This window comes from Mesorhizobium sp. B264B1B, assembly GCF_020165765.1.
Taxonomy (GTDB): Bacteria; Pseudomonadota; Alphaproteobacteria; order Rhizobiales; family Rhizobiaceae; genus Mesorhizobium.
The window spans coordinates 304,286-329,256 of the sequence record NZ_JAIUIS010000002.1; the positions used below are offsets into that span (position 1 = coordinate 304,286).

Sequence of the window (24,971 nt, forward strand, 5' to 3'; positions counted from 1 at the left end):
ATAACCGATCATTGATGTCGCGCCGCCCATCATGAGGGGCCGCGCGACCTCGAAGGGAAGCAACCGGCCTGGAGCGTTGCCCCCCAATTCTGCAATGAATCACGCCGCCTCCAGCGCCGCCCTCACCGCAGCAATCGCGTCGTCGGCCTTCGAGGCATCGGGGCCACCGGCCTGCGCCATGTCGGGCCGGCCGCCGCCGCCCTGCCCGCCGAGTACCGCGGAGGCGACGCGCACCAGGTCGACGGCGCTGAAGCGGCCGACGAGATCATCGGTGACAGCGACCACGACGCTCGCCTTGTTGTCCTCGCCCGCACCGACAAACACGACCACGCCGGAGCCGAGCGAGCTTTTGCCGGCATCGGCGAGCGGCTTCAGATCCTTCGGCGAGACACCGGAAACCGACTTGCCGAGGAAGCCGACGCCCGCGACGGTCTCGTTGGCGGCCGGCGCGTCAGCGGGCGACCCGCCGCCCAGCGCCAGCTTCTTGCGCGCTTCGGTGAGCTCCTTCTCGAGCTTCTTGCGCTCTTCGAGCAGGGCTTCAACACGCGCCGGCACGTCGGCCGGCGAGATTTTCAGTGTTGCCGCGGCCGCCTTCAGCCGCCGGTCCTGTTCGTCGAGATGCTTGCGCGCGGCCTCGCCCGTCAGCGCCTCGATGCGGCGCACGCCTGCGGCGACGGCGCTGTCGGACACGACGCGCACCAGGCCGATGTCACCGGTTGCCCTGACATGCGTGCCGCCGCAAAGCTCGACCGAATAGGGGCGGTTGGCCTTGGCGCCATGTAGGCCCGTGCCCATAGACACGACGCGCACCTCATCGCCGTATTTCTCGCCGAACAGCGCCATGGCGCCTTCGGCAATGGCATCGTCGACCGACATCAGGCGCGTGATCACCGGGCTGTTCTGCACCACGATCTCATTGGCCATGCGCTCGACCTCCTCGAGTTCCGAGGGCGAGATGGGCTTGTTGTGCGAGATGTCGAAGCGCAGGCGCTCGGGCGCGACCAGCGAGCCCTTCTGTGCCACATGGGTGCCCAGCACCTCGCGCAGCGCCTCATGGATCAGATGCGTCGCGGAATGGTTCGCGCGCAGCCTGGAGCGCCTCGCATGGTCAACCTTCAGCTCGACGGCGGCACCCGTCCTGGCAGTGCCGCTGACCACCTTGCCGAGATGCACGAACAGCCCGTCGGCCTTCTTCTGCGTATCGGAAATCTCGATCGAGAAGCCTTCGCCTGAAATGGTTCCGGTGTCGCCCATCTGGCCGCCGGATTCGGCATAGAACGGCGTCTGGTTGACGACCACGGCTACCGCTTCGCCCTTGCCGGCGCTGTCGACGGTCTTGCCGTCGCGGACAACCGCCTGGATGATGCCTTCCGCCTGCTCGGTCTCGTAGCCGAGGAATTCGGTGGCACCGGCTTTTTCGCGCACCGGGAACCAGACCGCTTCCGTCGCCGCCTCGCCGGAACCTGCCCAGTGCTTACGCGCCTCGGCCTTCTGCTGCTCCATCGCATTGGTGAAGCCGGCAAGATCGACCGAGATGTTGCGCTGGCGCAGCGCATCCTGCGTCAGGTCGAGCGGGAAGCCATAGGTGTCGTAAAGCTTGAAGGCCGTCTCGCCGTCCAGCATGTCGCCGGCGCCGAGCTTTTCCGTCGCCTCCGACAGCAAACCGAGGCCACGCACCAGTGTCTTGCGGAACCTGGTCTCCTCAAGCTTCAGCGTCTCGGTGATCAGCTGTTCGCCGCGCACCAGTTCCGGATAGGCCTGACCCATCTCGCGAACCAGCGCCGGCACCAGCTTCCACACCAGCGGCTCGTTCGCACCGAGCAGCTGTGCATGGCGCATGGCGCGGCGCATGATGCGGCGCAGCACATAGCCGCGGCCTTCATTCGATGGCAGCACGCCGTCTGCGACCAGGAACGACGACGAGCGCAGGTGATCGGCTATGACGCGATAGGATGCGACGGTCTCGGCGTCGGGACCGCGACCGAGCGCGGACGACGCCGCATCGATCAAGTGCCGAAACAGATCGGTCTCAAAGACGCTTTCCACGCCTTGCAGGATGGAGGCCATGCGCTCCAGGCCCATGCCGGTGTCGATCGACGGGCGCGGCAGGTCGATCCGCTCGTCCTTCGTCACCTGCTCGTACTGCATGAACACCAGGTTCCAGAATTCCAGGAACCGGTCGCCATCCTCCTCCGGGGTGCCGGGCGGGCCGCCCCAGATGTGCTCGCCACGGTCGATGAAGATTTCCGAGCATGGCCCGCATGGCCCGGTGTCGCCCATCGCCCAGAAATTGTCGGAGGTCGGGATGCGGATGATGCGATCATCGGAAAAGCCGGCGATCTTCTTCCAGAAGCCGGCCGCCTCGTCGTCGGTGTGGTAGACGGTGACGAGCAGCTTGTCCTTCTTAAGCCCGAACTCCCTGGTAATGAGGTTCCAGGCCAACTCGATGGCGCGCTCCTTGAAATAGTCGCCGAAGGAGAAATTGCCGAGCATCTCGAAGAAGGTCAGGTGGCGCGCGGTGTAGCCGACATTGTCGAGGTCGTTGTGCTTGCCGCCGGCGCGAACGCTTTTCTGGGCGGTCGTGGCACGCGAATAGGGCCGCTTCTCCAGGCCGGTGAAGACGTTCTTGAACTGCACCATGCCGGCATTGGTGAACATCAGCGTCGGATCGTTGCGCGGCACAAGCGGGCTCGACGCCACGACTTCGTGACCCTCCTTGCGGAAATAGTCGAGAAATGTCGACCGGATCTCGTTCACGCCACTCATGAATGCTGCCTTTTCGAGAGAGCCGCCGGCCGGACCGGCGGAAAATGGGCTCTGCTTTAGAAGATGGAGCTGGCCTTTTAGCCGCCGCTTGGCACCCTGTCCAGAAACACGCAAGCTGGCCAATTCGCGGTTCGCCAGCCGCTCAAAACGCGAACCGCCGGCACGGGGCCGGCGGTTCGAAACGCAATACTACAGAACTCGATTACATAAGCTCAAGTTGATGAACCGGGATTATGGCCGAACTCGGGCCGTAAACCGAACGCTAGATCGCGCCAGCGAACGCTAGATCGTGCCGACGAGCGCTTACATCGCGCCGGCTTCATCCTCGAAGCCATCATCGCCACCTTCGGAGCCGCCATTCTCGAGGAATTTTTCGGCGATCAGTCCGGCGTTCTGCCTGAGCGCAAGTTCGATCTCGCGCGCCGTATCGGGATTGTCGCGCAGGAACAGCTTCGCGTTCTCGCGGCCCTGGCCGAGACGCTGCGAATTGTAGGAGAACCAGGCGCCCGATTTCTCGACCACGCCGGCCTTGACGCCGAGATCGACCAGTTCGCCGGTCTTCGACACACCTTCGCCGTACATGATGTCGAACTCGACCACCTTGAAGGGCGGCGCCAGCTTGTTCTTGACCACCTTGACGCGGGTCTGGTTGCCGACGACCTCGTCGCGGTCCTTGACCGAGCCGATGCGGCGGATATCGAGACGCACCGAGGCGTAGAATTTGAGCGCATTGCCGCCGGTGGTGGTTTCAGGCGAGCCGAACATGACGCCGATCTTCATACGGATCTGGTTGATGAAGATGACCATGGTGTTGGAGCGCGAGATCGAGGCGGTCAGCTTGCGCAGCGCCTGGCTCATCAGGCGGGCCTGCAGGCCGGGCAACGAATCGCCCATCTCGCCCTCGATTTCGGCGCGTGGCGTCAGCGCCGCGACCGAATCGACCACCAGCACATCGATGGCGCCGGAGCGCACCAGCGTATCGCAGATTTCAAGCGCCTGCTCGCCAGTGTCAGGCTGCGAGATCAGGAGGTTTTCGAGATCGACGCCGAGCTTGCGGGCATAGACCGGATCGAGCGCGTGCTCGGCATCGACGAAGGCGCAGATGCCGCCCTTCTTCTGGGCTTCCGCCACCGTGTGCAGCGCCAGCGTCGTCTTGCCCGAGCTTTCCGGCCCGTAGATCTCGATGATGCGGCCGCGCGGCAGGCCGCCGACGCCAAGCGCGATGTCGAGGCCAAGCGAGCCGGTCGGCACGGTTTCGATCTCGACGACCTGCTCGTTCGCGCCGAGCCGCATGATCGAGCCCTTGCCGAAAGCCCGCTCGATTTGCGACAGCGCCGCATCCAGAGCCTTTGATTTGTCCACTGCCTTATCCTCTACAAGCCGCAAGCTGTTCTGAGCCATGATACATCACCCCGTAGTCGTCAATGAAGGCCGGACAATCCGTAATCCTTGGTTATTTGTACCTTTTTTGTTCTCATTTGGCAAGAGGGATCAAGCATTTGAAAAATAAGCAACATCCTGATTTGTTCTTTTTTTGTCTCACGATTCGGCTCCAACATGGTCCGAATATTGGGCCAGGCTGGTTCGCCATGCCGGCCTCACGAATCGCTGGTTGTTGCCTGCGAAGCTCCGTCGCACAGCATGGCGCTTGTGCGTGACCGCCAACAAAGGTCATATCGGCGCATGGTGAGATCTCCAAGAGTCCTGGCGGTGGGCGGCGCCCATATCGACAGGCGCGGCCAGGTGTCCGGCGCTTACGTGCCGGCTGCCTCCAACCCGGGCACGATGCGCGAGGACGTTGGCGGCGGCGTCTTCAACGCATTGCGCAGCACGGTGCGGCGAGGCGTCTCGGGCTCGTTGCTGTCGGTGCGCGGCGGTGATGCCGCCGCCGACACGGTTTCGCGCGCCATCGCCGAAGCAGGCATTGCCGACCTGTCCGCGGTGTTCCTCGACCGCACGACGCCGAGCTATACGGCGCTGATCGACCGCGAGGGCGAACTGCTCGTCGGCTTTGCCGACATGGCGCTTTATGAACTGGCATTTGCAAAGCAGATCCGCCGCTCCAGGGTGAGGGAGGAGATCGCCGCCGCAGATGCCGTCCTGTGCGACGCCAATCTGCCATCGGCGGCTCTGGAGCGGCTGGTGTCGCTTGCCGCCGGCAAGCCCGTGTTCGCCATTGCCATTTCACCGGCCAAGGTCGTGCGCTTGACACCGGTGCTCGGCGGCCTGGCCGTCGCCTTCATGAACAGGCGCGAGGCGGTGGCGCTTGCCGGACTTGACGATGCCGCCTCTCAAAAAACTATCCTCGACGGGCTGAGAAGCGCCGGCCTCGACAGCGCGGTGGTCACGGCGGGCGGCGGCCCGGTGCTGGGTTTCGACCGCGACGGCAGCTTTGCCGTCGTCCCGCCCCCTCCAAGAAAGGTCGTGGACGTCACCGGCGCCGGCGATGCGCTTGCCGGCGCGACGGTCGCCGCCCTACTGCGCGGCATGCCCTTGCGCGCGGCGTTGCGCGAGGGCGTCGCCGCCGCGACGCTGGCTATTGAAAGCGCGAGCGCCGTTCCCGATTTCACCACGGCGACTTTCGCGCAAGCGCTGGCTCTTGTGCCCGAAGAGCAGAAAATGGCATGAGACCGGCATCCGAAAGGATGCGCCGCACTTCGGATTGGAGATCCAGATGACCCCAGACACCGCCCGCGCCTTCATCGATGTCCACGCGCCGGTGGCGCAAGCCTTGGCCGCCGGGAAGCCCGTGGTGGCGCTGGAAAGCACCATCATAACCCACGGCATGCCCTACCCCGACAATGGCGCCATGGCGGCCGACGTGGAAAGGATCATTGCGGACGGCGGCGCGGTGCCGGCGACGATCGCCGTGGTGGCGGGCCGCATCAAGATCGGCCTCTCCGACGGAGAACGCGAATCGCTCGCCATGACCGGCGACGCCATGAAGCTCTCGCGCGCAGATCTCGGCTTCGCCGTCGCGCAAGGGCGCACCGGCGGCACCACGGTTGCCGCCACAATGATCGCCGCGCATATGGTTGGGATAAAGGTGTTCGCCACCGGCGGCATCGGCGGCGTGCACAAGGGCGCCGAAAAAAGCTTCGACATTTCCGCCGACCTCGATGAGCTGGCGCGCACGCCCGTCATCGTCGTCTCGGCTGGGGCCAAGGCCATCCTCGACATCGAAAAGACGCTGGAGGTGCTGGAGACCCGCGGCGTGCCCGTGATCGGCCATGGCTGCGAGACCATGCCGGCCTTCTGGTCGCGGCAGTCGCCGTTCCGCGCGCCGCTGACCTTGCACGCGCCGGAAGAGATCGCGCATTTTTACAAGACGCGACAGGCGCTGGGCCTGAGCGGCGGCATGCTGATCGCCAATCCGGTGCCGGAGGATCACGAAATCCCGGCCGGCGAGATGGCCGGCTACATCGAGGCCGCCCAGAAGGCCGCCGAGGCGCTCAACGTTACCGGCAAGGCGGTGACGCCGTTCCTGCTCTCCAAAATCCTCGAACTCACCGGCGGCCGGAGCCTGAAGACCAACATCGCGCTGGTCGAAAACAATGCTCGGCTGGCAGCGCGAATTGCCGGGGCGCTGTAGGACGCCGGAAATACGAGCGGCGGCACCACGGCTACTCGCGACCACCGAGTTCCGTCACGCCCTCCTCTGTCCTGCTGGACGTCTCCGAAAAAGTCTGCACTGCCTCATCGCCCCGAGGTCCTAGCGTTATTTTCCCGCCCGCCGCCCCGCCTCATAGGCCCGCCGCGCCCAGACCGCTATCTCGTCGGGGTCGTCGAAGGCACTATCGGGAATGCTCCAATAGGGCATCGCCACCAGCTTGCCGTGCCGGGACCCGGTGTAGGTCCACTGCGTGCAGCCGGCGGCCTCGAAATCGGGCGCGCTTTGCTCGTCCGCTTTCAGCATCAATTCGCCGCGCAGCACGATGGCGACGATGACGCCGTCGGCATAGATGCCCTTGCCGCCGAACAGTTTCCGGATGCTGACCGGGCCCAGGCTCTGGAAGAGTTCTTCTATGCGTTCATTGTCCATGCGCGGATCATGTCACCGCGATTCGGCCTTGTCATCGGCGCAACCAAAACCATGCTGACAGATTGAAAGGGGATCGATCGGAGTTCCCGCCATGCCTGTCCTGCTCAAGGGGTCCTGCCGCTGCAATGCCGTTCGTTTCGAGGTGGAAAGCCACACGCCCGTGCCGTTCATGCTGTGCTACTGCTCGATCTGCCGCAAGCAGCAGGGCGGTGGCGGTTTTGCCATCAATCTCGGCGCCGACTACGAGACGATGACCATCCGGGGCAAGAGGAGCCTCGGCGTCTATCGGGCCGAGATCGAGGACGACGAACATCCGCATTGCGAGATCTCGACCGGAGAGCGCAATTTCTGCCGCAAATGCGGATCGGCGCTGTGGCTCTACGACCCGACCTGGCCGGAACTCGTCCATCCCTTCGCCTCGGCGATCGACAGCGACCTGCCGAAACCGCCAAGCAAGGTGCATCTGATGCTGAAATACAAGGCCAACTGGGTCGAGCCCGATGTCGGGCCGAGCGACAAGGTGTTCGACGTCTATCCCGAGGAATCGATCGCCGACTGGCATAAGCGGACCGGGACGTGGGTGGAGTGAGTGTCTTCGCTGCGTTCTAAGGGAGGTGAGGAGTGGTCTGCGCAGCAGGCGGGAAGCCAATTGCGCGGCTTTTCGAATGACGAACGCCGGCAGCGGGGCTATCGCTGCCCCTCATCCGGCCCTGGGGGACACCTTCTCCCCGTAAACGGGACGAAGGAAGGTCAGGCGGAGGCGCGTGCTTCTGCCAGCGCCTTGAGGTCGGCCGGCTTCAGTTCGACGGATTCGCCGCAGCCGCAGGCCGAGCTCTGGTTCGGGTTGCGGAAGGTGAAGCCGGTGCGCAGCGTCGTCTGCTCGAAATCCATCTCGGTGCCGAACAGGAAAAGTGCTGCTTCCGGCGCGACATAGACATGGGCGCCGTCGCGCTCGATGTGGTCGTCCTTGGTATTGGGTTCGGTCACCAGGTCGACCGTGTATTCCATGCCGGCGCAACCGCCCTTCTTGATACCGAGGCGAATGCCATGCGCATTCTCACGCGTGGCAACGATCTCGCGCACCCGGTCGGCGGCCTTTTCGGTCATCGTGATGACGGCAAAGCGTCCCATCTTTTTCCTTCTCCATTCCATGCAGGTTCAAGGCCTGCCGAATGATTCCTCACCTAAAATGGTGAAGTTTTGCCACTGGCGCAAGTGTGCCGGACTCGACGTCAGTACCAGCCCACCGCCACCTGCGCCTCTTCCGACATGCGATCGGGCGACCAGGGCGGGTCGAATGTCATGTTGACCTCGACGCCCGACACGCCTTCGACGGCGCCGACGGCGTTCTCAACCCAGCCCGGCATCTCGCCGGCCACCGGGCAGCCGGGCGCGGTCAGCGTCATGTCGATCTTGACTGAGCGGTCGTCCTCGATGTCGATCTTGTAGACGAGGCCAAGCTCGTAGATATCGGCCGGGATTTCCGGGTCGTAGACCGTCTTCAGCGCCGAAACGATGTCGTCGGTCAGCCGCGCCAGTTCGTCGGCGGGAATGGCGGACGCGGAAACCACCGCATTGGCGGCCGCGTCGGGAACAGCATCGGTGGCTGTGCTGGCATCTTCCATTATCGTCACCCGAAAAACTTGCGTGCTTTTTCCAGCGCATCAGCCAAAGCATCGACTTCGGCTCGCGTATTATACATGCCGAACGACGCCCTGCATGTGGAGGTTACGCCGAAGCGTTTCAACAGGGGCTGGGCGCAATGGGTGCCCGCGCGCACAGCCACGCCTTGCCGGTCGATCACCATCGACACGTCATGGGCATGAATGCCTTGCAGCTCGAACGAGATGATGGCCCCCTTGCCGGGCGCATCGCCGAAGATGCGCAGCGAGTTGATGGCGCGCAGCCGCTCGTGCGCATAGTCCTTCAAATCGGCCTCGTGCGCGGCGATGCGCTCGCGGCCGATCTTTTCCATGTAATCGAGCGCGGCGCCCAGCCCGATCGCCTGGACGATCGGCGGCGTACCGGCCTCGAAGCGGTGTGGCGGGTCGTTGTAGGTGACGATGTCTTCGGTCACCTCCTCGATCATCTCGCCGCCACCCATGAACGGACGCATGCGCTGCAAGATGTCCTTCTTGCCGTAGAGTACACCGATGCCCGAGGGACCGTAGACCTTGTGGCCGGTGAAGACGAAGAAATCGCAGTCGAGGTCCTGCACGTCGATGGGCATATGGACGGCGCTCTGGCTGCCGTCGACGAGCACGGGAATGCCGCGCGAATGCGCGATGCGCACGATCTCCTTGATCGGCGTCACCGTGCCCAGCGCGTTCGACATCTGCGTGATGGCGACCAGCTTCGTCCGGTCTGTCAGCCGCTTCTCGAATTCCTCGATGTGGAAGACGCCGAGATCGTCGACCGGCACCCAGACCAGTTTGGCGCCCTGCCGCTCGCGGATGAAATGCCATGGCACGATGTTGGAGTGGTGCTCCATGATCGACAGCACGATCTCGTCGCCCTCGCCGATATTGGGCATGCCATAGCCATAGGCGACCGTGTTGATCGCCGATGTCGTGTTCGAGGTGAAGACGATATTGTCGGTGCTCGGCGCATTGAGGAAGCGGCGAACCGTCTCCCGCGCCTTCTCATAGGCGTCGGTCGCTGCATTGGACAGGAAGTGCAGGCCGCGATGGACGTTGGCGTATTCCTGGGCATAGGCGTGCTGGACCGCGTCGAGCACCGCCTGCGGCTTCTGCGCCGAGGCGCCATTGTCGAGATAGACGAGAGGTTTGCCGTAGACTTCGCGTGACAGAATCGGGAAATCGCGGCGGATCGCCTCGACGTCGTAGGTTTCGACTTTCTGGTCCATCATAAGCTCTCTTGAGGCACCGCCTCATTCCGTGCAACGCCTCTCATCCGTCTCGGCGCTTCGCGCCGATCCACCTTCTCCCACAAGGGGAGAAGGTCAGGCGCTCTTCCTTCTCCCCTTGTGGGAGAAGGTGGCCGCGAAGCGGCCGGATCAGGGGTGTTCGCCGGAGCGAGCCCTATCCACTCATCCATGCGCCGCAAACCAGCCGTCGAGCCTGGTCTCCAGGGCCTCGACGATCACCTCGTCGTCCAGTTCCTCGATCACCTCGGCGATGAAGGCCTTCACCAGCAGACCACGGGCGCTCTTCTCGTCGATGCCGCGCGCCATCAGGTAAAACAGATGGTTGTGGTCGATCTCGGTGACGGTGGCGCCATGACCGCAGACCACGTCGTCGGCGAAGATTTCGAGTTCCGGCTTGGTCGAGAACTCGCCGTCGTCCGACAGAAGCAGCGTGTTGCAAGCCATTTTGGCGTTGGTCTTCTGCGCGTATTGATGGACGTTGATGCGGCCCTGGAAGACGCCACGGGCCTTGCCGGTCACGACATTGCGGATCACTTCCGTCGACGTGGTGTGCGGCACCGCATGATCGAGCACCATGGTGGTGTCCGTGTGGGCGTCGCCGGCCAGCAGGTTGATGCCGCGCAATTGGAAGTCAGCGCCCTCGCCCGTCGTCTTCACCACGACCTCCTGGCGCACGAGCTTGCCGCCGGCGTTCATGACGAACAGCGTCAGCTTCGCATTCTTGCCGATATGAGCCTTGAACTGCGCCAGATGCGTTGCCGTGTCCGGCTGCTCCTGGATGATCAGCCACGTCACCTCGGCGCCTTCGCCGAGCACGAGCTGGCTGACCGAGCTGACAAGGGCCGCGCCCTCGCCGGCCTGGCGTTCGACGATCACAGCCTTGGCGTCGGCGCCGGCGCGCACGGCCAGGCGTATATGCGTCTGGCCGCCGGCCTGCAGGTTTTGCAATTCGATCGGCTTTTCCACTTGGGTGCCATCGGCGATGTCGACGAAATAACCGTCGGCGACGAAAGCCGTGTTCAACGCCCCGATGGCATCGTCGCTGCCGTAGGGATCGAGCCCAGGCGCGATGCTGCCGTCGGTCAGTTTCTCCGACAGGCACTGGACGCTGACGCCTTCGATTGCGGGCGTTTTGGCGCTCGACACGCCGTTGAGAAGCGGCAACACGGTGGAACCTTCAACGACTGGCGCGATGGCTTTGACCACGGCCGTCGGGTCGAAGTCCGGCACCGCATTCAGCAGCCGGCGCAGGTCGGTGTAGTGCCAGGATTCGATGCGCCGGGTCGGCAGTCCGTGCTTCACCGCCTCGATGGCGTCGTCGCGCTTCAACATCACCGCGCCGTCGCCCGGCAGCAGCGACAACCGTTCGCCGAAAGCGTCGATCAACGCTGTTTCGGCCGGTGTCCGCTGGGGTTGTGTGTGCATGTTCATCAGTTTGACCTTGCCTTCTGGCATCTCACGCGGCTTCACCGATCACGCCGGCATAGCCATTGGCCTCGAGGTCGAGCGCCAGCGACTTGTCGCCGGACTTGATGACCTGGCCCTTGTAGAGCACGTGCACGGTGTCGGGCACGATGTGTTCGAGCAGCCGCTGATAGTGCGTGATGACGACAATGGCGCGCTCGGGCGAGCGCAACGCGTTGACGCCATCGGAAACGATCTTGAGCGCATCGATGTCGAGCCCGGAATCGGTCTCGTCAAGCACGCAGAGCTTTGGCTCCAAAAGCTTCATCTGCAGGATCTCGGCGCGCTTCTTCTCACCGCCGGAGAAGCCGACATTGAGCGGCCGCTTCAGCATGTTCATGTCCATGTTGAGCGAGCCGGCGGCTTCCTTCACCCGCTTCAGGAATTCGGGGATCTTCAGCGGCTCCTCGCCGCGCGCCTTGCGCTGCTCGTTCATGGCAACCTTCAGGAACTCCATAGTCGCCACGCCCGGTATCTCCATCGGATACTGGAAGGCCAGGAAAATCCCCGACGTCGCGCGCTCGGCCGGATCCATTTCGAGGATCGATTGGCCGTTGTAGAGGATATCGCCCTCGGTGACCTCGTAGTCCTCGCGGCCGGCGAGAATGTAGGACAGCGTCGACTTGCCCGAGCCATTCGGCCCCATGATGGCCGCGACCTCGCCGGCTCTCACCGAGAGGTTCAGGCCGCGGATGATTTCGGTGCCGTCATCGACGATGCGGGCATGCAGGTTCTTGATCTCAAGCATTCTTTTGTTTCCTGAATATCTGTCCGGTCAGCCGACCGAGCCCTCGAGCGAAATCCCGATCAACTTCTGTGCCTCGACGGCGAATTCCATCGGCAGCTGCTGGATGACGTCCTTGACGAAGCCATTCACGATCAGCGCGATCGCTTCCTCCTCCGGAATGCCGCGCTGCATGACGTAGAACTTCTGGTCCTCGGAAATCTTCGACGTCGTCGCCTCATGCTCGAACTGAGCCGTCGCGTTCTTGGCTTCCATGTAGGGAACCGTGTGGGCGCCGCACTGGTCGCCGATCAGCAGCGAGTCGCAGTTGGTGAAGTTGCGCGCGTTGGTCGCCTTGCGGTGCGCCGAAACCTGGCCGCGATAGGTGTTCTGCGAAAAGCCGGCGGCGATGCCCTTGGAGATGATGCGGCTCGACGTGTTCTTGCCGAGATGGATCATCTTGGTGCCGCTGTCGACCTGCTGGTAGCCGTTCGACACGGCGATCGAATAGAACTCGCCGCTGGAATCGTCGCCGCGCAGGATGCAGCTCGGGTATTTCCACGTGATCGCCGAGCCGGTCTCGACCTGCGTCCACGAGATCTTCGAGCGGTGGCCACGGCAATCGCCGCGCTTGGTAACGAAGTTATAGATGCCGCCCTTGCCCTCGGCGTCGCCGGGGTACCAGTTCTGCACCGTCGAATATTTGATCTCGGCATCGTCTAGCGCCACCAGTTCGACGACTGCGGCATGGAGCTGGTTCTCGTCGCGCTGCGGCGCCGTGCAGCCTTCGAGATAGGAGACGTAGGCCCCCTCCTCGGCGATGATCAGCGTGCGCTCGAACTGGCCGGTGTTCTTCTCGTTCATGCGGAAATAGGTCGACAGTTCCATTGGGCAGCGAACGCCCTTGGGCACGAAGACAAACGAGCCGTCGGTGAAGACGGCCGAATTCAGCGTCGCATAAAAATTATCCGACGTCGGCACGACCGAGCCGAGATATTTCTTCACCAGTTCCGGATGCTCGCGGATGGCTTCCGAGATCGAGCAGAAGATGACGCCCGCCTGCGCCAGTTCCTTCTTGAACGTGGTGACGACGGATACCGAATCGAACACGGCGTCGACGGCGACGCGGCCGGACTTGTAGACGTTGTCGCTGGCTTCCTCGAGCTCGGACGCATCGGTCTTCTGCACGCCGGCCAGGATCTCCTGCTCCTTCAGCGGAATGCCGAGTTTCTCGTAGACCTTCAAGATCTCCGGATCGACGTCGCTGAGCGAGCTCGGTCCGGGCGTGCTCTTCGGCGCCGCGTAGTAATAGATGTCCTGGAAATCGATCTTGGGATAGTTGACGCGCGCCCAGGTCGGCTCTTCCAGCGTCAGCCAGCGCCGATAGGCTTCCAGACGCCATTCCAGCATCCAGGACGGTTCGTCCTTCTTCGCCGAAATGAAACGGATGATGTCTTCGCTCAGGCCCTTGGGGGCCTTGTCGACAGCGATTTCGGTCTGGAACCCGTATTTGTATTGGTCGACGTCGATCTTTCGGACCCGATCGATCGTGTCCTGCACAGCAGGCATATGCGTTCTCCATCCACGCCGGGGTCAAGGCCCGACAGTTTTCAAACTATGGCACCGCCGGATAAGCACCCAAGGAGCACCCGCGGCGGCGTAAGTTTCATATAGTGCGCCTCGGCCGGAAATTCACCCGGCCAGCATGAAACGCACGGCTCTACCAGGCCGAAAGGCCCAAATTCGTCCAACCGCTACGCGGCCTTCTCCTTGCCCACCCGACGTGCGGCGATTTCTGCCAACGCCAGGCGGAACGCCTCGACCTCCTGCGCGCCGGTCGCCGCGCCGATCGACACGCGCAACGCACCCAGACTGTCACCGTGACCCATGGCCTTCAGCACATGGCTCGGGCCGACTTTACCCGACGAGCAGGCGGAACCCGCCGACAGCGCCACACCGGCCAGGTCGAAGGCGATCTGTACAGTCTCGGCCTTGACGCCGGGAATAGCGAAGAATGTCGTGTTGGCAAGCCTCGGCGCGCCAGTTCCGAAGATTTCCACGTCCGGTATCAACATTTTAACGATGGCCTCGATCTCGTCGCGACGCCGACGCAGGGCATCGATGGCCTCCAATCCGATGAGAGCCTCCCGCGCCGCCGCGCCAAATCCCGCAATGCCGGGCAGGTTCTCGGTGCCGCCGCGATGGCCCTTTTCCTGGCCACCGCCGTTGATGAGCGGCTTCGGCATCATCAGATCGGCAGCGGCGACGATGGCGCCGACGCCCTTGGGGCCGCCAATCTTGTGCGACGACAGTATCAGATAGTCGGCGTAACCCGCCGAAATGTCGATCGAAATGCGCCCTGCCGCCTGAACCGCGTCTACGACGAGGACACCGTCGACCGCCTTTACGATTTCGGCGATACGATCGACCGGCTGGATGACACCAGTCTCATTGTTGGCGGCATGGATTGCCACCAGCGGCAGGCCGGCGGCCTTATCGTGCGCGGCAAGCGCGTTTGCCATTGCTTCGAGGTCGACAATTCCATTGGCGTCGACGCCGATCCGCGTCACCTGCGAGGCCGGGAAGGACCCGCCGTTCAACAGGCAGGGGTGGTCGGCTTCGCAGACATAGAGATGGCTCATGCGGATGGTCCCGCGCCCCATCCGCCAATCGGGCGTCAGCAGCGTCGAGGCGGCTTCCGTGGCGCCTGACGTGAACACGACATGCCCAGCCTTGGCCTTCACCAATTCCGCCACATCACGCCTTGCAGTTTCGATCAGGCGACGCGCCGCACGCCCTTCGGCATGGACCGATGATGGGTTGGCGGCCACATCGAGCGCCGCGACCATAGCCTCGCGTGCCGCTGCAAGCAGGGGCGCACTGGCATTGTAGTCGAGATAGGCGCGCATTCCGGCCATTTTCTTCCAGTTGGTCCCGTCAGAAGCCATTCCACCGAGATATCGCGTTATTTCCTTGAAATTCCAAGGCAAGCCGTCCTATTTACGCGGCTTGCGGCGCGGGCAGCCGGACGATTGCGTTCCGGCCACCCAGTTTTGAACAATTCTAAACTAGCTTCTATGAAGACGCTCGCCCTGCGTCAAGGCCAGAGGAAGGTTCTCCGGGCGCCGCGCATTCTTATTACCCAAGTTGGAGTATTTCATGCCTGAGGTCATTTTCACCGGTCCGGCCGGCCGTCTGGAGGGTCGATACCAGCCCTCGAAGGAAAAGAGCGCGCCGATTGCCATTGTCTTGCATCCGCACCCGCAATTCGGCGGGACGATGAACAACAAAATCGTCTACGACCTCTTCTACATGTTCCAGAAGCGCGACTTCACCACGCTGCGCTTCAATTTCCGCGGCATCGGGCGCAGCCAAGGCGAATTCGATCACGGTACCGGCGAATTGTCGGATGCGGCCGCCGCACTCGACTGGGTGCAGTCGCTGCATCCGGATTCCAAGAGTTGCTGGGTTGCCGGCTATTCGTTCGGCTCGTGGATCGGCATGCAGCTTTTGATGCGCCGGCCCGAGATCGAAGGCTTCATCTCGGTCGCGCCGCAACCCAACACCTACGACTTTTCCTTCCTGGCTCCCTGCCCCTCCTCGGGGCTCATCATCCATGGCGACGCTGACAAGGTGGCGCCGCCGAAGGACGTGCAAGGCCTGGTCGACAAGCTGCACACGCAAAAGGGCATCACCATCACGCAGAAGACATTGCCCGGCGCCAATCATTTCTTCGCCAACGATGCCGAACTGCTGATCGAGGAATGCGCGGATTATCTCGATCGCCGGCTGGCCGGCGAATTGTCGGATCCGCGCCCGAAGCGGCTGCGCTAAAGGACGGATGATCGCGATGTACCAGCCTCCTCATTTCCAGGAAACACGGCCGGAGGTGCTGCACGGGCTGATCCGGGCACATCCGCTCGGCCTCTTGGTTTCCAGCGGACCCGAAGGGCCGGTCGCCGACGCCATTCCGTTCCTGATCGACGCCGATGTCGGGCCAAATGGCAGGCTGCGCGCACATCTGGCCAAAGCCAATCCGCAATGGCGGCTTATCGCCGACAATCCGGCCTCGACGGTGCTGATCGTCTTCCAGGGCACCGACGCCTATGTGACGCCGTCCTGGTACGAGACCAAGCGCGAGACCGGCAAGGTGGTGCCGACCTGGAACTATGCCATCGTGCAGGTGCGCGGCATCGCGAAGGTGATCGACGATCAGGACTGGCTGGCGCGGCAGATCGCCGACCTGACGGCTTCGCAGGAAGGCACGCGTGAGGCGCCATGGGCGGTAACGGATGCGCCTGCCCCGTTCATCCAGTCGCAGATCAAGGGCATCATCGGGCTGGAGATCGATATCGCCGAAATCCATGGCAAATGGAAGGTCAGCCAGAACCGTCCCGTCGCGGATCGCGCAGGCGTTGCGCACGGGCTTGAAAGCGAGACAGCAAATTCGTCCGACATGGTGAACCTGGTAAGGTCCTATGGCGGACTGAACGGCGACTAAATCCCAGGCTCGATGGATCAGACGGCCGTTCGGCTTGTTCGACCGATCAGCCGAAACGTCTGCTTGCGCACCGGCAATCCCGATCGTGTCGGGCTGAAGATGAAGCCGAGCCGGGCAAAGACCAGTCCGCAAACCAGCGCGAAGGCAAAGCCAAGACCAAAGCCGGCGACGGTATCACTCGGATAATGCGCGCCGACGAAGACCCGCGTCGAGGCGATGCAGGCCGTGATCGGCAAGGCGATGTACCAGCGCCGCGGGAACAAAAGCAGCAGGATGCCGAACACGGCCCCCATGGTCGTGGCGTGACCGGACGGGAAACCGGCAAAGCGCGCATCGAAGGCGAAGGGACGCAGCGAGAGCACGCCGAGATCCTGAAAATAGAGCGGACGCGCCCGGCCGACCGCATATTTCAGGACATTGACCAGCAGGCCGGACAGACCGACGGCGCTCAGTGCAAGGAACGCCAGGCAGGTCCAGCTGTAGACGAGCATCAATGACCGCCGCGACAGGCTTCGCCAGTCCGTCAGATTGGCCCCTATGAGCAAGAGTGCCGGCGGGATGAGATACCAGCCGCCCAGGCCGAACTGTGTCAGGAACTCGGCGAGCCGGCCGAAGCCCGCCGACCACCGGCCGTGCAGCAGTCCCGCCGGCGTGTCGAGGCCGACGAACGCCGCTGCCGTGAGCAAAATCCAGGCCGAGATCCAGAGCGGCCATAGGACCTTGGGATACGAGGCGGAACGAGCGGCGAAGCGCCCTCTCACGATCCGCAGCGTGTCGCGGAAATTGCCAACGGACCGACGCACCACCGCAGCGGGCGCAACGGATACGGAAGGGCGCGGTTTCACCAGCATTGAAAACCGGATCCCATTGTCGAACTCATTGGGCGATACGGTAGAGGCCGAGCGACATTTTGTCTCCCGATGAAAAGTTGAGCCCGTCGATCGTCGTAAGACGGCTCGCCGCCTTGCCTTGCCCCGCCAGCGATCCATTGAGTTTCTGCTCATCCTCGACCGGCGCCAGTCCCAGCGCGCAGGCGGGGTCGGCAAGCAGATGCTTTGCCACGCCATCGATGTCGGTCAGCACCGTTTTCGTACCCACCAGGAACACAAGACTCGGCTCGTGATACCGCGCCGATGCCAGCACCGAGGTGTCGCAAGGCTTGTAGACGCGCACAGCCTGGTCGATCGCCGGGCTCAGCCATATCGGCTTCAAGGACGGGGCGATGACACCAAACAGCAACCCGTAGGCGATGCCCGCACAGGCGGCGACGGCGCCGATACGGGCAAGCGGCACTTGCAGCTGTCGCGAGAAGGCCAGGTAGCCGGCGCCGAGCGTTGATGCGGCCGCCGGAATGCTCCACCACGAGAAAGTGTGGGTGAGATAGATCGGGGCGCCTACACAGACCGCGGCCAGGCCGAGGCTGACCACGACCAGGCCGAAGGCAGTCGACCACCACAACCATTGCTGCCAGCGCCGGAGCGGCGCATTGGCTTCCTGCGGCTGCAATGTCAAAAGCCAGCCGATCAGCAGCGCCATGCCGGGATAGGCCGGCAGCACGTAGTGCGGCAGCTTGGTCGGAATCAGTTCGAATACCAGCCAGAAGGGGATGTACCAGGCGAGGCAGAAGCGCAGCCTGACATCGTCGCGCAGCCGGTTGAGGGCTTGCAGGCCGGCGCCGACGGCGATCAGGCCGAACGGCCACATGAACAGCGAATAGGTCAACATGTAGAAGCCGGGCGGCAGGCCGTGCGATTCCTCGCCCTGGGCGACCTTGCCGAGCATATCCTTGCCGACGGCCTGCTGGAGGAAGGCGCCGTGGCTTTTCCAGGTGATCAGGGCGAGCCAGGGCAACACGATCAGCACGACGAGCAGCAGGCCGCGCCCCACCTTGAGCTTCGACAGCCAGCGCCCGTCGCGTTCGAATGCAAACAAGACAGCGATGGTGAGCGCCGACAGCAGTGGGGCGATCGGCCCCTTGATGAGGATCGCGGCCCCTTGCGCCAGCCAGAATACCCACCACAGATGGCCGGCGACGGGCTCGTTGCGGCGCGATGCCAGGTAAATCTGCGCCAGCGCGCCCTGCGCCGCCACGCAGCAGGCCAGCAGCATCGCATCGGTCTTGGCGTCGCGGCCCTCGAAGGCGGTGGCGAAGATCGCCGCCATCACCAGGCCGGCGGCGATGCCGGCACTGGCTCCGAAAAGCCTGGTGCCCGTCCAGGCGATGCCGAGAACGGCCAGGGCGATGCCCAGCGTCGACACCAGGCGGTAGACCCATATTGGTGCGGCGGCGCCCTTGCCGCTTAGAGCCACGGCCGCGGATTGCAGCCAATAGATGCCGATCGGCTTCTGGTAGCGCGAAGCGTCCTGAAAGCGGATGTCGACATAATCGCCGCTCTCGACCATCTGCTTGGTGGCCTGGACGAAGCGCGGCTCGTCACGGTCCAGCGGCGGCATGGACGCAAGTCCCGACACCGTCATCACCAGGCTGAACAGGAAAAGAAGGATGTAGTTCCTGTTCAGCGCCATATTCCAGCCTCTCCGACCATTCTTCCCTGATGCGCAAAGCCGCTCAATCGACCTTCGTCATCGCCGCCTTGCGTTCATTGGCGATCAGCCAGAGATTTCTGATGTAGATGAACAAGCCCATGCCCTGGCCGGCGATGAACACCGGGTCCTGCCGCTTGATCGCATAAATCAGCAACAGACCTCCGCCGAACAGCGAGAAGAACCAGAAGGCGATCGGCACGACGCTTCGCTTGGCCTTTTCCGATGCGAGCCACTGCACGACGAAGCGCATGGTGAAAAAGAACTGGGCGACGAAGCCGAGCAGGATCCACGCGTTGAACTGTTCGATGAAGACCCGGTGGATCCAGGTCACCAGTTCCTGAAGCACGTTAACCATGCGTGATTTCCTCTACTTTTGGCATCCGGCGACGCCTGCGGCGCAGCCACCAGACGCCGCAGAGATCGAGCACGCCCTGCAGGCCACGGTCGAAAATTCCGTAGTTCGACTTGCCGTGGCGGCGGGAGCGGTCGACGACGTCGCAATGCACGACATGGTATCCTTCCTGGATGACCAGCGCCGGAACGAAACGATGGGTGCCGTCGAAGAACGGCAGCTTGCGCAGGATCTCGGTGTGGACCGCCTTCAGGCCGCAGCCTGTGTCGCGCGTCTCGTCATGCAGGATGGCGTTTCTCAGCCAGTTGGCGAACCGCGATGCCAGTTGCTTGACCTTGCTGTCGCGGCGCTTCAGGCGTTGCCCTTGCGCGGCGCCGTAGCCGGGCCCGGCCCGCCGCAAGGCGTCGACCAGCATGGGAATGTACTGAGGATCGTTCTGGCCATCGCCGTCGATCGTGGCGACGATGCTTCCGCGCGCCGCCCAGGCGCCGGAGCGTACCGAGAGGCTCTGGCCGGCGGATTTCTCGTGCCGCAATTCCCTGACGGGAAACGGGCGAAGTGCTGCCTGCCTGGCGAGAACGGCTGCGGTTTCGTCGGTCGAGCCGTCGTTGACGATGATCAGTTCGAAGTCGCGCCCGGTCATCGCCGCCTCGATTTCATCGATCAGCAGCGGCAGGTTTGCCGCCTCGTTCCTGCAAGGAATGACGATGGATATCAATGCGTCCGGCATGTCGCGTGGGGCTCTGTCGTCGGATATGGCATTGGGTGGATGCCGTGCGGTGCCGCTTGAGGTCGTGGGCTGCAAGGACCTTTTGGCGCGCGCCTCATTACGCCAGCACAAACAATGAAGCAAGCATCCGCGCCGAGAGGCGGCTTGCGGCGTTTCAACAACAAGTGATTGCCAAGCCCCTGGTCGAAGCGCGATCGGGCGCAAAACCGGAATCCACTTTTGCTGATCGCGCTTGGGTGCTAAACGCGCGCTTTCACATACGCCCGCGCCGGACGGGCGGACGCTTTCGGGAAAGAAAAGATGCCTGCCTTCAAATCCGATTTCCTGCGCACGATGAGCGAGCGCGGCTTCATCCACCAGACCTCGGATGATGCCGGGCTGGACGATCTCTTCGCCAAAGAGACGGTGACGGCCTATATCGGCTTCGACGCGACCGCCAAGAGCCTGCACGCCGGCTCGCTGATCCAGATCATGATGTTGCACTGGCTGCAGCAGACCGGCCATCGGCCGATCGCCCTGATGGGCGGCGGCACCTCGATGATCGGCGACCCTTCCTTCAAGGACGAGGCGCGCAAGCTTCTGACACCGCGCGACATCGATGACAATCTCGCCGGCATCCGCCGCAATTTCATGCCGTATCTCAAATTCGGCAGCGGCCCGAATGACGCGATCATGGTCAACAACGCCGACTGGCTGATGGAGATCAACTACGTCAATTTCCTGCGCGACGTCGGCCGTCACTTTTCGGTCAACCGCATGCTGGCGTTCGATTCCGTCAAGCTGCGGCTCGACCGCGAGCAGTCGTTGTCCTTCCTCGAATTCAACTACATGATCCTGCAGGCCTACGACTTCGTCGAGCTCTACAAGCGCCTCGGCTGCCGTCTGCAGATGGGCGGCTCCGACCAGTGGGGCAACATCATCAACGGCATCGATCTCGGTCGCCGCATGGAGGACGCGCAGCTTTATGCGCTGACGACGCCGCTGCTCACCACCTCGTCGGGCGCCAAGATGGGCAAGTCCGCCACGGGCGCGGTCTGGCTCGATGCCGAGATGCTCTCGCCCTACGAATTCTGGCAGTATTGGCGCAACACCGAGGACGCCGATGTCGGCCGTTTCCTGAAGCTCTACACGACGCTGCCGTTGGACGAGGTGGCGCGCCTGGAGAAGCTCGGTGGGTCCGAGATCAACGAGGCGAAAAAGATCCTCGCCACGGAGATCACCGCGTTGCTCCATGGTCGCGGCGCCGCCGAACAGGCCAGCGAAACCGCACGCAAGACCTTCGAGGAAGGTGCCCTCGCCGAGACGCTGCCGAGCGTCGAGGTTGAAAACGCCAAGCTCGAAGCCGGCGTCGGCATCCTGGCGCTGCTGGTGACCGCCGGGCTGGCGGCGTCCAACGGCGAAGCGCGGCGGCATGTGCAAGGCGGTGCGGTGCGGCTCAACGACCAGCCGGTCAGCGATGACCGCCGCACGGTGACGCTTCAGGATTTGAGTCCGGAAAACGTAGTAAAGCTTTCACTCGGCAGGAAAAAACACATTCTGGTGCGGCCGGTTTGAGGCCCCTTCACCGGTACTCGAAGATCGACCTGAATATCCCCGGCGCGATCACCGAGAGCGGGTTGATGTCGAGCAGCGGCTTGTTGGCGTTGCCCTTGAGCCGGTAGGTCACGCCGATCAGGCCGCGGTCGCGGCCATTGCCCAAAAGCGCGCCGACGATGGGCAGTTCGCCGAAGATGCGGTTGAGGCCGTAGACCGGCATGAAGGTGCCGGTCATGTCCATGTTGTTGTTCTGGTCATAGAGCGTGCCCTGGAACGTCGTGCCGATGCGGGGACCGCGCAGCACGCCATTGGCCAGCCTGAGATAGCCGCTGCCCTTCTCTATCTCGGCGTAGCCGCGTTCGAACTGTACCCGCGAGGTATCGAGCTTGCCCTTGACCGCCTGATTGAGGCTGCGGCTATCGCCTGCCGGGGTGGTCGAGACGATGGACGCGAGCTTCGGTTCGTTGACGACGAAGAAGTTCGTCGTGTCCACCTTGCCCTTCATCGGCCCGTCGCCCGCTCCTGACAAGGCCAGGGCAATCGCCCCACCTTCCATGTGCTCGTAGATGTTGAGGAATCTCAGTATCGCACCGGCGTCCGCCGACTGTACGTTAAGCGACCGCCGGCCGGCGCTGCTCGTGTTGCTGATGGCTATGGCGGCTCCCGAACTTGCAGTGGCGCTGACCTTCAGCCCGTTCACCTTCGAACCGGCCGCGCTGTAGTCGAGCTTGAGGTTGGACAGTTGCTCGTCGTGGAAACCGGTCAGCCGATCGACGTCGGCGCTGACGGAAATCGCGTCGGCGCCCGTCGTCTTGGTCGCGGTGTCGACGTCGGAGGTGAACTGCTTGATCAGCGAGCGGGCATCCAGGGCATTGCCGCTGATATTGACTGCATAGCCCCTGCCCGATCGCTTGACGGACACCGCCACGTCGTCGCCGCGGTTCAGGGCGACTTTGCTGAACTTTGCCGAGGACAGGGCCCCGTTGACCAGCACGATGTTGCCGTCGACGGAGAATGTCTTGCCGTCGAGGTCGAAGTCGGACAGCGTCGTGGTGTCGCCGGACGTGGTCATGACGAATGTAGCACTTGCGGGAATCCCTGCCCCCTTGCTCCATCCGGCCCAGGGAATGTCGAGCCTGGCATTGGTCAGGTCGGCCGAGACGTTCTGGTTGCCCTCCCCGCTTTTGTCGATCGCGACCTTCACTGTTCCGCCCAACAACGGGGCCAGCCCCGGCATGGCGGCGGCGCGGATCTTGTCGTCGAGCACCAGGGCCACCTTGCGGCTGCGTGCCGGTCCGCCATCCTCCAGCGGCTCGATCAGGTCGAGTTCGGCCGGAATGCCGTTCAGGGATGCCTTGGCGGAAATCACAGCCTTTTCAGGGTCGACCGTGACGGAACCATCGGCATCCGTCACGGTCTGGCCTTCGAACGGCTTGGCCAAGGAAAGCCCGCTGTAGTCGAGCGATACCAGCCAATCGAGCTTCGAGCTGTCGACGCCGGATTGCAGCGGAATATCGGCCCTGACATGGCCGGTGACGCTGCCGGACAGGTCTTCGGGCAGGAAGCCGACATGGCGCATGGCATTGATCGGCTCGTAGGAGGCAAGTTCAGCGACCGCGGACGCTTCGCCGGCAACGTCGATGTCGAGCGCGCCGACGACCGGCGGGCGGTTGGCCGCCTTGACGGTCAGCGTGCCGTTGCTGGCCGCCACGGTGCGGCCGCTGGGCATGAAGACGGTGCCAGAGGACAGGGAGATATCGACGTCATTGCCGTGGAAGGCGACGACACCGACGGCATCGCGTATCGGCGGAATGCGGCCAGCCGTGTCGAAACGCGATCCTTCGATCTGGAAGCGGCCGAACACCTCGTCGGCGGAAAGCGGCACGCCATTGCCGAGGCGATCAGGCACCACCTGGAATTGAAGATTGGCATCGACGACGCGGCCGCCGAACAGATTGTCCAATACCCAGAGCCGCGCGTTGCGCGCCGAAAACCATGGCCAAAGCTGCTTGACGTGCGAGACCGGCATGTCATGCACGTTGAGCGCCAGATTGATGCCTGGAGCCTTGCCATCAACGAACTGCACGGCCGCGGTTCCAAGGACCTCGCTGGAAGCGGCCGACCGGACTGCGATCTGATCGGCTACCAATTTATGGCTTTTGGTCTGGTAGACGCCGGCGATGCGGGCAAGGAAGGTGAGCGCTGGCTCCGGCGATTCCGAAGGCGCCAGTGTCGAGCCGTCACTGGTCAGATCGTATCGGTAGGCCGGCTCCTCTCCGGCGGCGCCGGTCGCGGGCCTGGGCCCGATCGAGCCGGCGAAATCGAAGGTCGAGCGGCCGGTCTTCAGCAACAGCCTGTCCACCTGGATCTTGTTGCTGCCGCGGACGAGCGTGGCGCCGAGATCGACATCGGCCGACAGCAGGCCACGCGTGCCGAGATCAAGCACCGATCCCCTGGACGACAGGGCAGCCGTCAGCCGCGACGCGGTGTCGTCGGCCCCCTGCGACCCTTTGAGCGTCACGCTGAGCGCCCCCAACTTGCCGCCGGACGCCATTGCGCCGCTTTCGCCGCCGTCTTCGGCGATGCCGACGGTGGCATCCAGCGACATCACGCGCCGGGTCACGGCATCGCGGCTGGCGGATGCGGCGACGGTCACCGCCTTGCCGTCGACATTTGCCTGCGAGGAGAACTCCATGCCGCCTGTCCCCGACTGCAGGACGACCGCGTCGGCGACTGTGATCAACCTGACCGCCTCGGTGTCGGGCAAGACGAATGCCACATTGTGAAGATCGATACGGTGCAGCGATTCCTCGCGCACCGCATCGAGAGCGTGATTGATGTTGGCAAAGAGCGCATCGGACAGTTTTTCGGGATCGATCAGCCCGTCCCGATTGCGCAGTTCGGCCGTCCAGTCGCCGCCCGACGGCATCGCCGCGGTAACGATGCGCGCATCGGAAATCCTGGCGCTGGTCAGCCGCACCTCGCCTCGAAGCAGCGGCAGCAGGCGGATGCCGAAACGCACCCTGCCCGCATCGGCCATGGGTTTACCGTCGCTGGCCTTCAGGCTGACGTCGCTCACCTGGAGCGCGACGAAGCTCGAACTGTCGAGGGTGATGCGGGCGGGCCCGACCGCAACATCGACATCGACGCCCGCAAGCTTCTCGATGGCGGCCTCCGCCTCGACGCGCAGCCGGTCGGCCCCTATTCCGGAGACACCGATGAGATAGACAGCCACCCCCGCCAGCAGCACCAGCGCAACGGCGCCGGCAAACAGCCGCGATAGGATACGAAAGCCGCGGCCGATCGCCGCCTGGCCGAGCGGCGGAACGCGGCAAGCCGATGGCAAGGCGCCCAGGTCGGTGATTTCATCCCGCCTGAACCTGATCTTCTCGTGCTGCGGTTGCTCCTGATCCACGCAATTT

21 protein-coding genes are annotated in these 24,971 nt (G+C 63.5%); 6 read left to right on the forward strand and 15 right to left on the reverse strand.

Going from position 1 to position 24,971, the window contains the following annotated elements; translation table 11 throughout:
• Window positions 1-99 precede the first annotated feature (99 nt).
• Together alaS and recA are read right to left on the reverse strand one after the other, a co-directional pair.
• Complete coding sequence (gene alaS / locus LB547_RS05310) at window positions 100-2,766, reverse strand: alanine--tRNA ligase (RefSeq protein WP_140666933.1); 2,667 nt, start codon at window positions 2,764-2,766, stop codon at window positions 100-102.
• Between the two features lie 303 nt (window positions 2,767-3,069).
• Window positions 3,070-4,167 carry a recombinase RecA gene (recA, locus tag LB547_RS05315; protein ID WP_010909075.1) on the reverse strand — a complete coding sequence of 366 codons (1,098 nt, stop codon included), beginning with the start codon at window positions 4,165-4,167 and terminating at the stop codon, window positions 3,070-3,072.
• A gap of 282 nt (window positions 4,168-4,449) precedes the next feature.
• Here recA and LB547_RS05320 point away from each other — a divergent pair, with 282 nt between their 5' ends.
• Both LB547_RS05320 and LB547_RS05325 read left to right on the forward strand, forming a co-directional pair.
• Window positions 4,450-5,394, forward strand: coding sequence for a carbohydrate kinase family protein (locus LB547_RS05320; protein WP_140518330.1), 945 nt, complete (start codon window positions 4,450-4,452; stop codon window positions 5,392-5,394).
• Between the two features lie 46 nt (window positions 5,395-5,440).
• Window positions 5,441-6,358, forward strand: a complete 918-nt coding sequence (locus LB547_RS05325; RefSeq protein ID WP_140518331.1) for a pseudouridine-5'-phosphate glycosidase — start codon at window positions 5,441-5,443, stop codon at window positions 6,356-6,358.
• A gap of 126 nt (window positions 6,359-6,484) precedes the next feature.
• Here LB547_RS05325 and LB547_RS05330 read toward each other — a convergent pair whose 3' ends face one another.
• The gene (locus tag LB547_RS05330; RefSeq protein ID WP_140560978.1) at window positions 6,485-6,808 is read right to left on the reverse strand and encodes a TfoX/Sxy family protein; all 324 of its coding nucleotides are present in this window, start codon (window positions 6,806-6,808) and stop codon (window positions 6,485-6,487) included.
• Window positions 6,809-6,899: 91 nt separating this feature from the next.
• Between LB547_RS05330 and LB547_RS05335 the strand changes: the two genes are divergently transcribed.
• Complete coding sequence (locus LB547_RS05335; protein WP_140560977.1) at window positions 6,900-7,397, forward strand: GFA family protein; 498 nt, start codon at window positions 6,900-6,902, stop codon at window positions 7,395-7,397.
• 161 nt (window positions 7,398-7,558) lie between these two features.
• Here the strand turns inward: LB547_RS05335 and sufA are convergent, their stop codons facing one another.
• The 7 genes from sufA to LB547_RS05370 form a co-directional block, all read right to left on the reverse strand.
• Window positions 7,559-7,939: a Fe-S cluster assembly scaffold SufA gene (gene sufA / locus LB547_RS05340; protein WP_006206001.1), complete on the reverse strand. Its 381-nt coding sequence runs from the start codon at window positions 7,937-7,939 to the stop codon at window positions 7,559-7,561.
• Window positions 7,940-8,040: 101 nt separating this feature from the next.
• Window positions 8,041-8,433 carry an SUF system Fe-S cluster assembly protein gene (locus tag LB547_RS05345; RefSeq protein WP_140493873.1) on the reverse strand — a complete coding sequence of 131 codons (393 nt, stop codon included), beginning with the start codon at window positions 8,431-8,433 and terminating at the stop codon, window positions 8,041-8,043.
• Window positions 8,434-8,438: 5 nt separating this feature from the next.
• Window positions 8,439-9,674 (reverse strand): cysteine desulfurase, encoded by a 1,236-nt coding sequence (locus LB547_RS05350; RefSeq protein ID WP_140494998.1) that lies wholly within the window; start codon window positions 9,672-9,674, stop codon window positions 8,439-8,441.
• Window positions 9,675-9,857: 183 nt separating this feature from the next.
• Window positions 9,858-11,126 (reverse strand): Fe-S cluster assembly protein SufD, encoded by a 1,269-nt coding sequence (gene sufD, locus LB547_RS05355; protein WP_140671758.1) that lies wholly within the window; start codon window positions 11,124-11,126, stop codon window positions 9,858-9,860.
• A 25-nt stretch (window positions 11,127-11,151) separates the two neighbouring features.
• Window positions 11,152-11,907, reverse strand: coding sequence for a Fe-S cluster assembly ATPase SufC (gene sufC, locus LB547_RS05360; protein WP_140556929.1), 756 nt, complete (start codon window positions 11,905-11,907; stop codon window positions 11,152-11,154).
• Between the two features lie 27 nt (window positions 11,908-11,934).
• Window positions 11,935-13,452, reverse strand: coding sequence for a Fe-S cluster assembly protein SufB (gene sufB, locus LB547_RS05365; protein WP_140493879.1), 1,518 nt, complete (start codon window positions 13,450-13,452; stop codon window positions 11,935-11,937).
• A 185-nt stretch (window positions 13,453-13,637) separates the two neighbouring features.
• Window positions 13,638-14,801, reverse strand: coding sequence for a cysteine desulfurase family protein (locus tag LB547_RS05370; RefSeq protein ID WP_140564711.1), 1,164 nt, complete (start codon window positions 14,799-14,801; stop codon window positions 13,638-13,640).
• Window positions 14,802-15,042: 241 nt separating this feature from the next.
• On the opposite strand from LB547_RS05370, the gene LB547_RS05375 reads away from it, so the two are divergent.
• A complete protein-coding gene (locus tag LB547_RS05375) occupies window positions 15,043-15,717 on the forward strand; it encodes an alpha/beta hydrolase (RefSeq protein WP_140493883.1) in 675 nt (224 codons plus the stop codon).
• A 16-nt stretch (window positions 15,718-15,733) separates the two neighbouring features.
• The gene (locus LB547_RS05380; RefSeq protein WP_140764416.1) at window positions 15,734-16,384 is read left to right on the forward strand and encodes an FMN-binding negative transcriptional regulator; all 651 of its coding nucleotides are present in this window, start codon (window positions 15,734-15,736) and stop codon (window positions 16,382-16,384) included.
• A 17-nt stretch (window positions 16,385-16,401) separates the two neighbouring features.
• Here the strand turns inward: LB547_RS05380 and LB547_RS05385 are convergent, their stop codons facing one another.
• Genes LB547_RS05385 through LB547_RS05400 form a run of 4 tightly spaced genes read right to left on the reverse strand, consistent with a single transcriptional unit; the run spans window position 16,402 to window position 20,013 of the window.
• Window positions 16,402-17,235 carry a phosphatase PAP2 family protein gene (locus LB547_RS05385; RefSeq protein ID WP_140764419.1) on the reverse strand — a complete coding sequence of 278 codons (834 nt, stop codon included), beginning with the start codon at window positions 17,233-17,235 and terminating at the stop codon, window positions 16,402-16,404.
• Window positions 17,236-17,260: 25 nt separating this feature from the next.
• Window positions 17,261-18,910, reverse strand: a complete 1,650-nt coding sequence (locus LB547_RS05390) for an ArnT family glycosyltransferase (protein ID WP_181178059.1) — start codon at window positions 18,908-18,910, stop codon at window positions 17,261-17,263.
• 43 nt (window positions 18,911-18,953) lie between these two features.
• Window positions 18,954-19,286, reverse strand: coding sequence for a lipid-A-disaccharide synthase N-terminal domain-containing protein (locus LB547_RS05395; protein WP_140493889.1), 333 nt, complete (start codon window positions 19,284-19,286; stop codon window positions 18,954-18,956).
• Window positions 19,279-20,013, reverse strand: coding sequence for a glycosyltransferase family 2 protein (locus tag LB547_RS05400; protein WP_140515786.1), 735 nt, complete (start codon window positions 20,011-20,013; stop codon window positions 19,279-19,281). Before LB547_RS05400 ends, LB547_RS05395 begins: the two co-directional genes overlap by 8 nt.
• A gap of 300 nt (window positions 20,014-20,313) precedes the next feature.
• Between LB547_RS05400 and tyrS the strand changes: the two genes are divergently transcribed.
• Complete coding sequence (gene tyrS / locus LB547_RS05405; protein WP_140515784.1) at window positions 20,314-21,567, forward strand: tyrosine--tRNA ligase; 1,254 nt, start codon at window positions 20,314-20,316, stop codon at window positions 21,565-21,567.
• A 7-nt stretch (window positions 21,568-21,574) separates the two neighbouring features.
• On the opposite strand, the gene LB547_RS05410 is transcribed toward tyrS, so the two are convergent.
• Window positions 21,575-24,964 carry a DUF3971 domain-containing protein gene (locus tag LB547_RS05410; RefSeq protein ID WP_140764422.1) on the reverse strand — a complete coding sequence of 1,130 codons (3,390 nt, stop codon included), beginning with the start codon at window positions 24,962-24,964 and terminating at the stop codon, window positions 21,575-21,577.
• Between the last annotated feature and the right edge of the window lie 7 nt (window positions 24,965-24,971).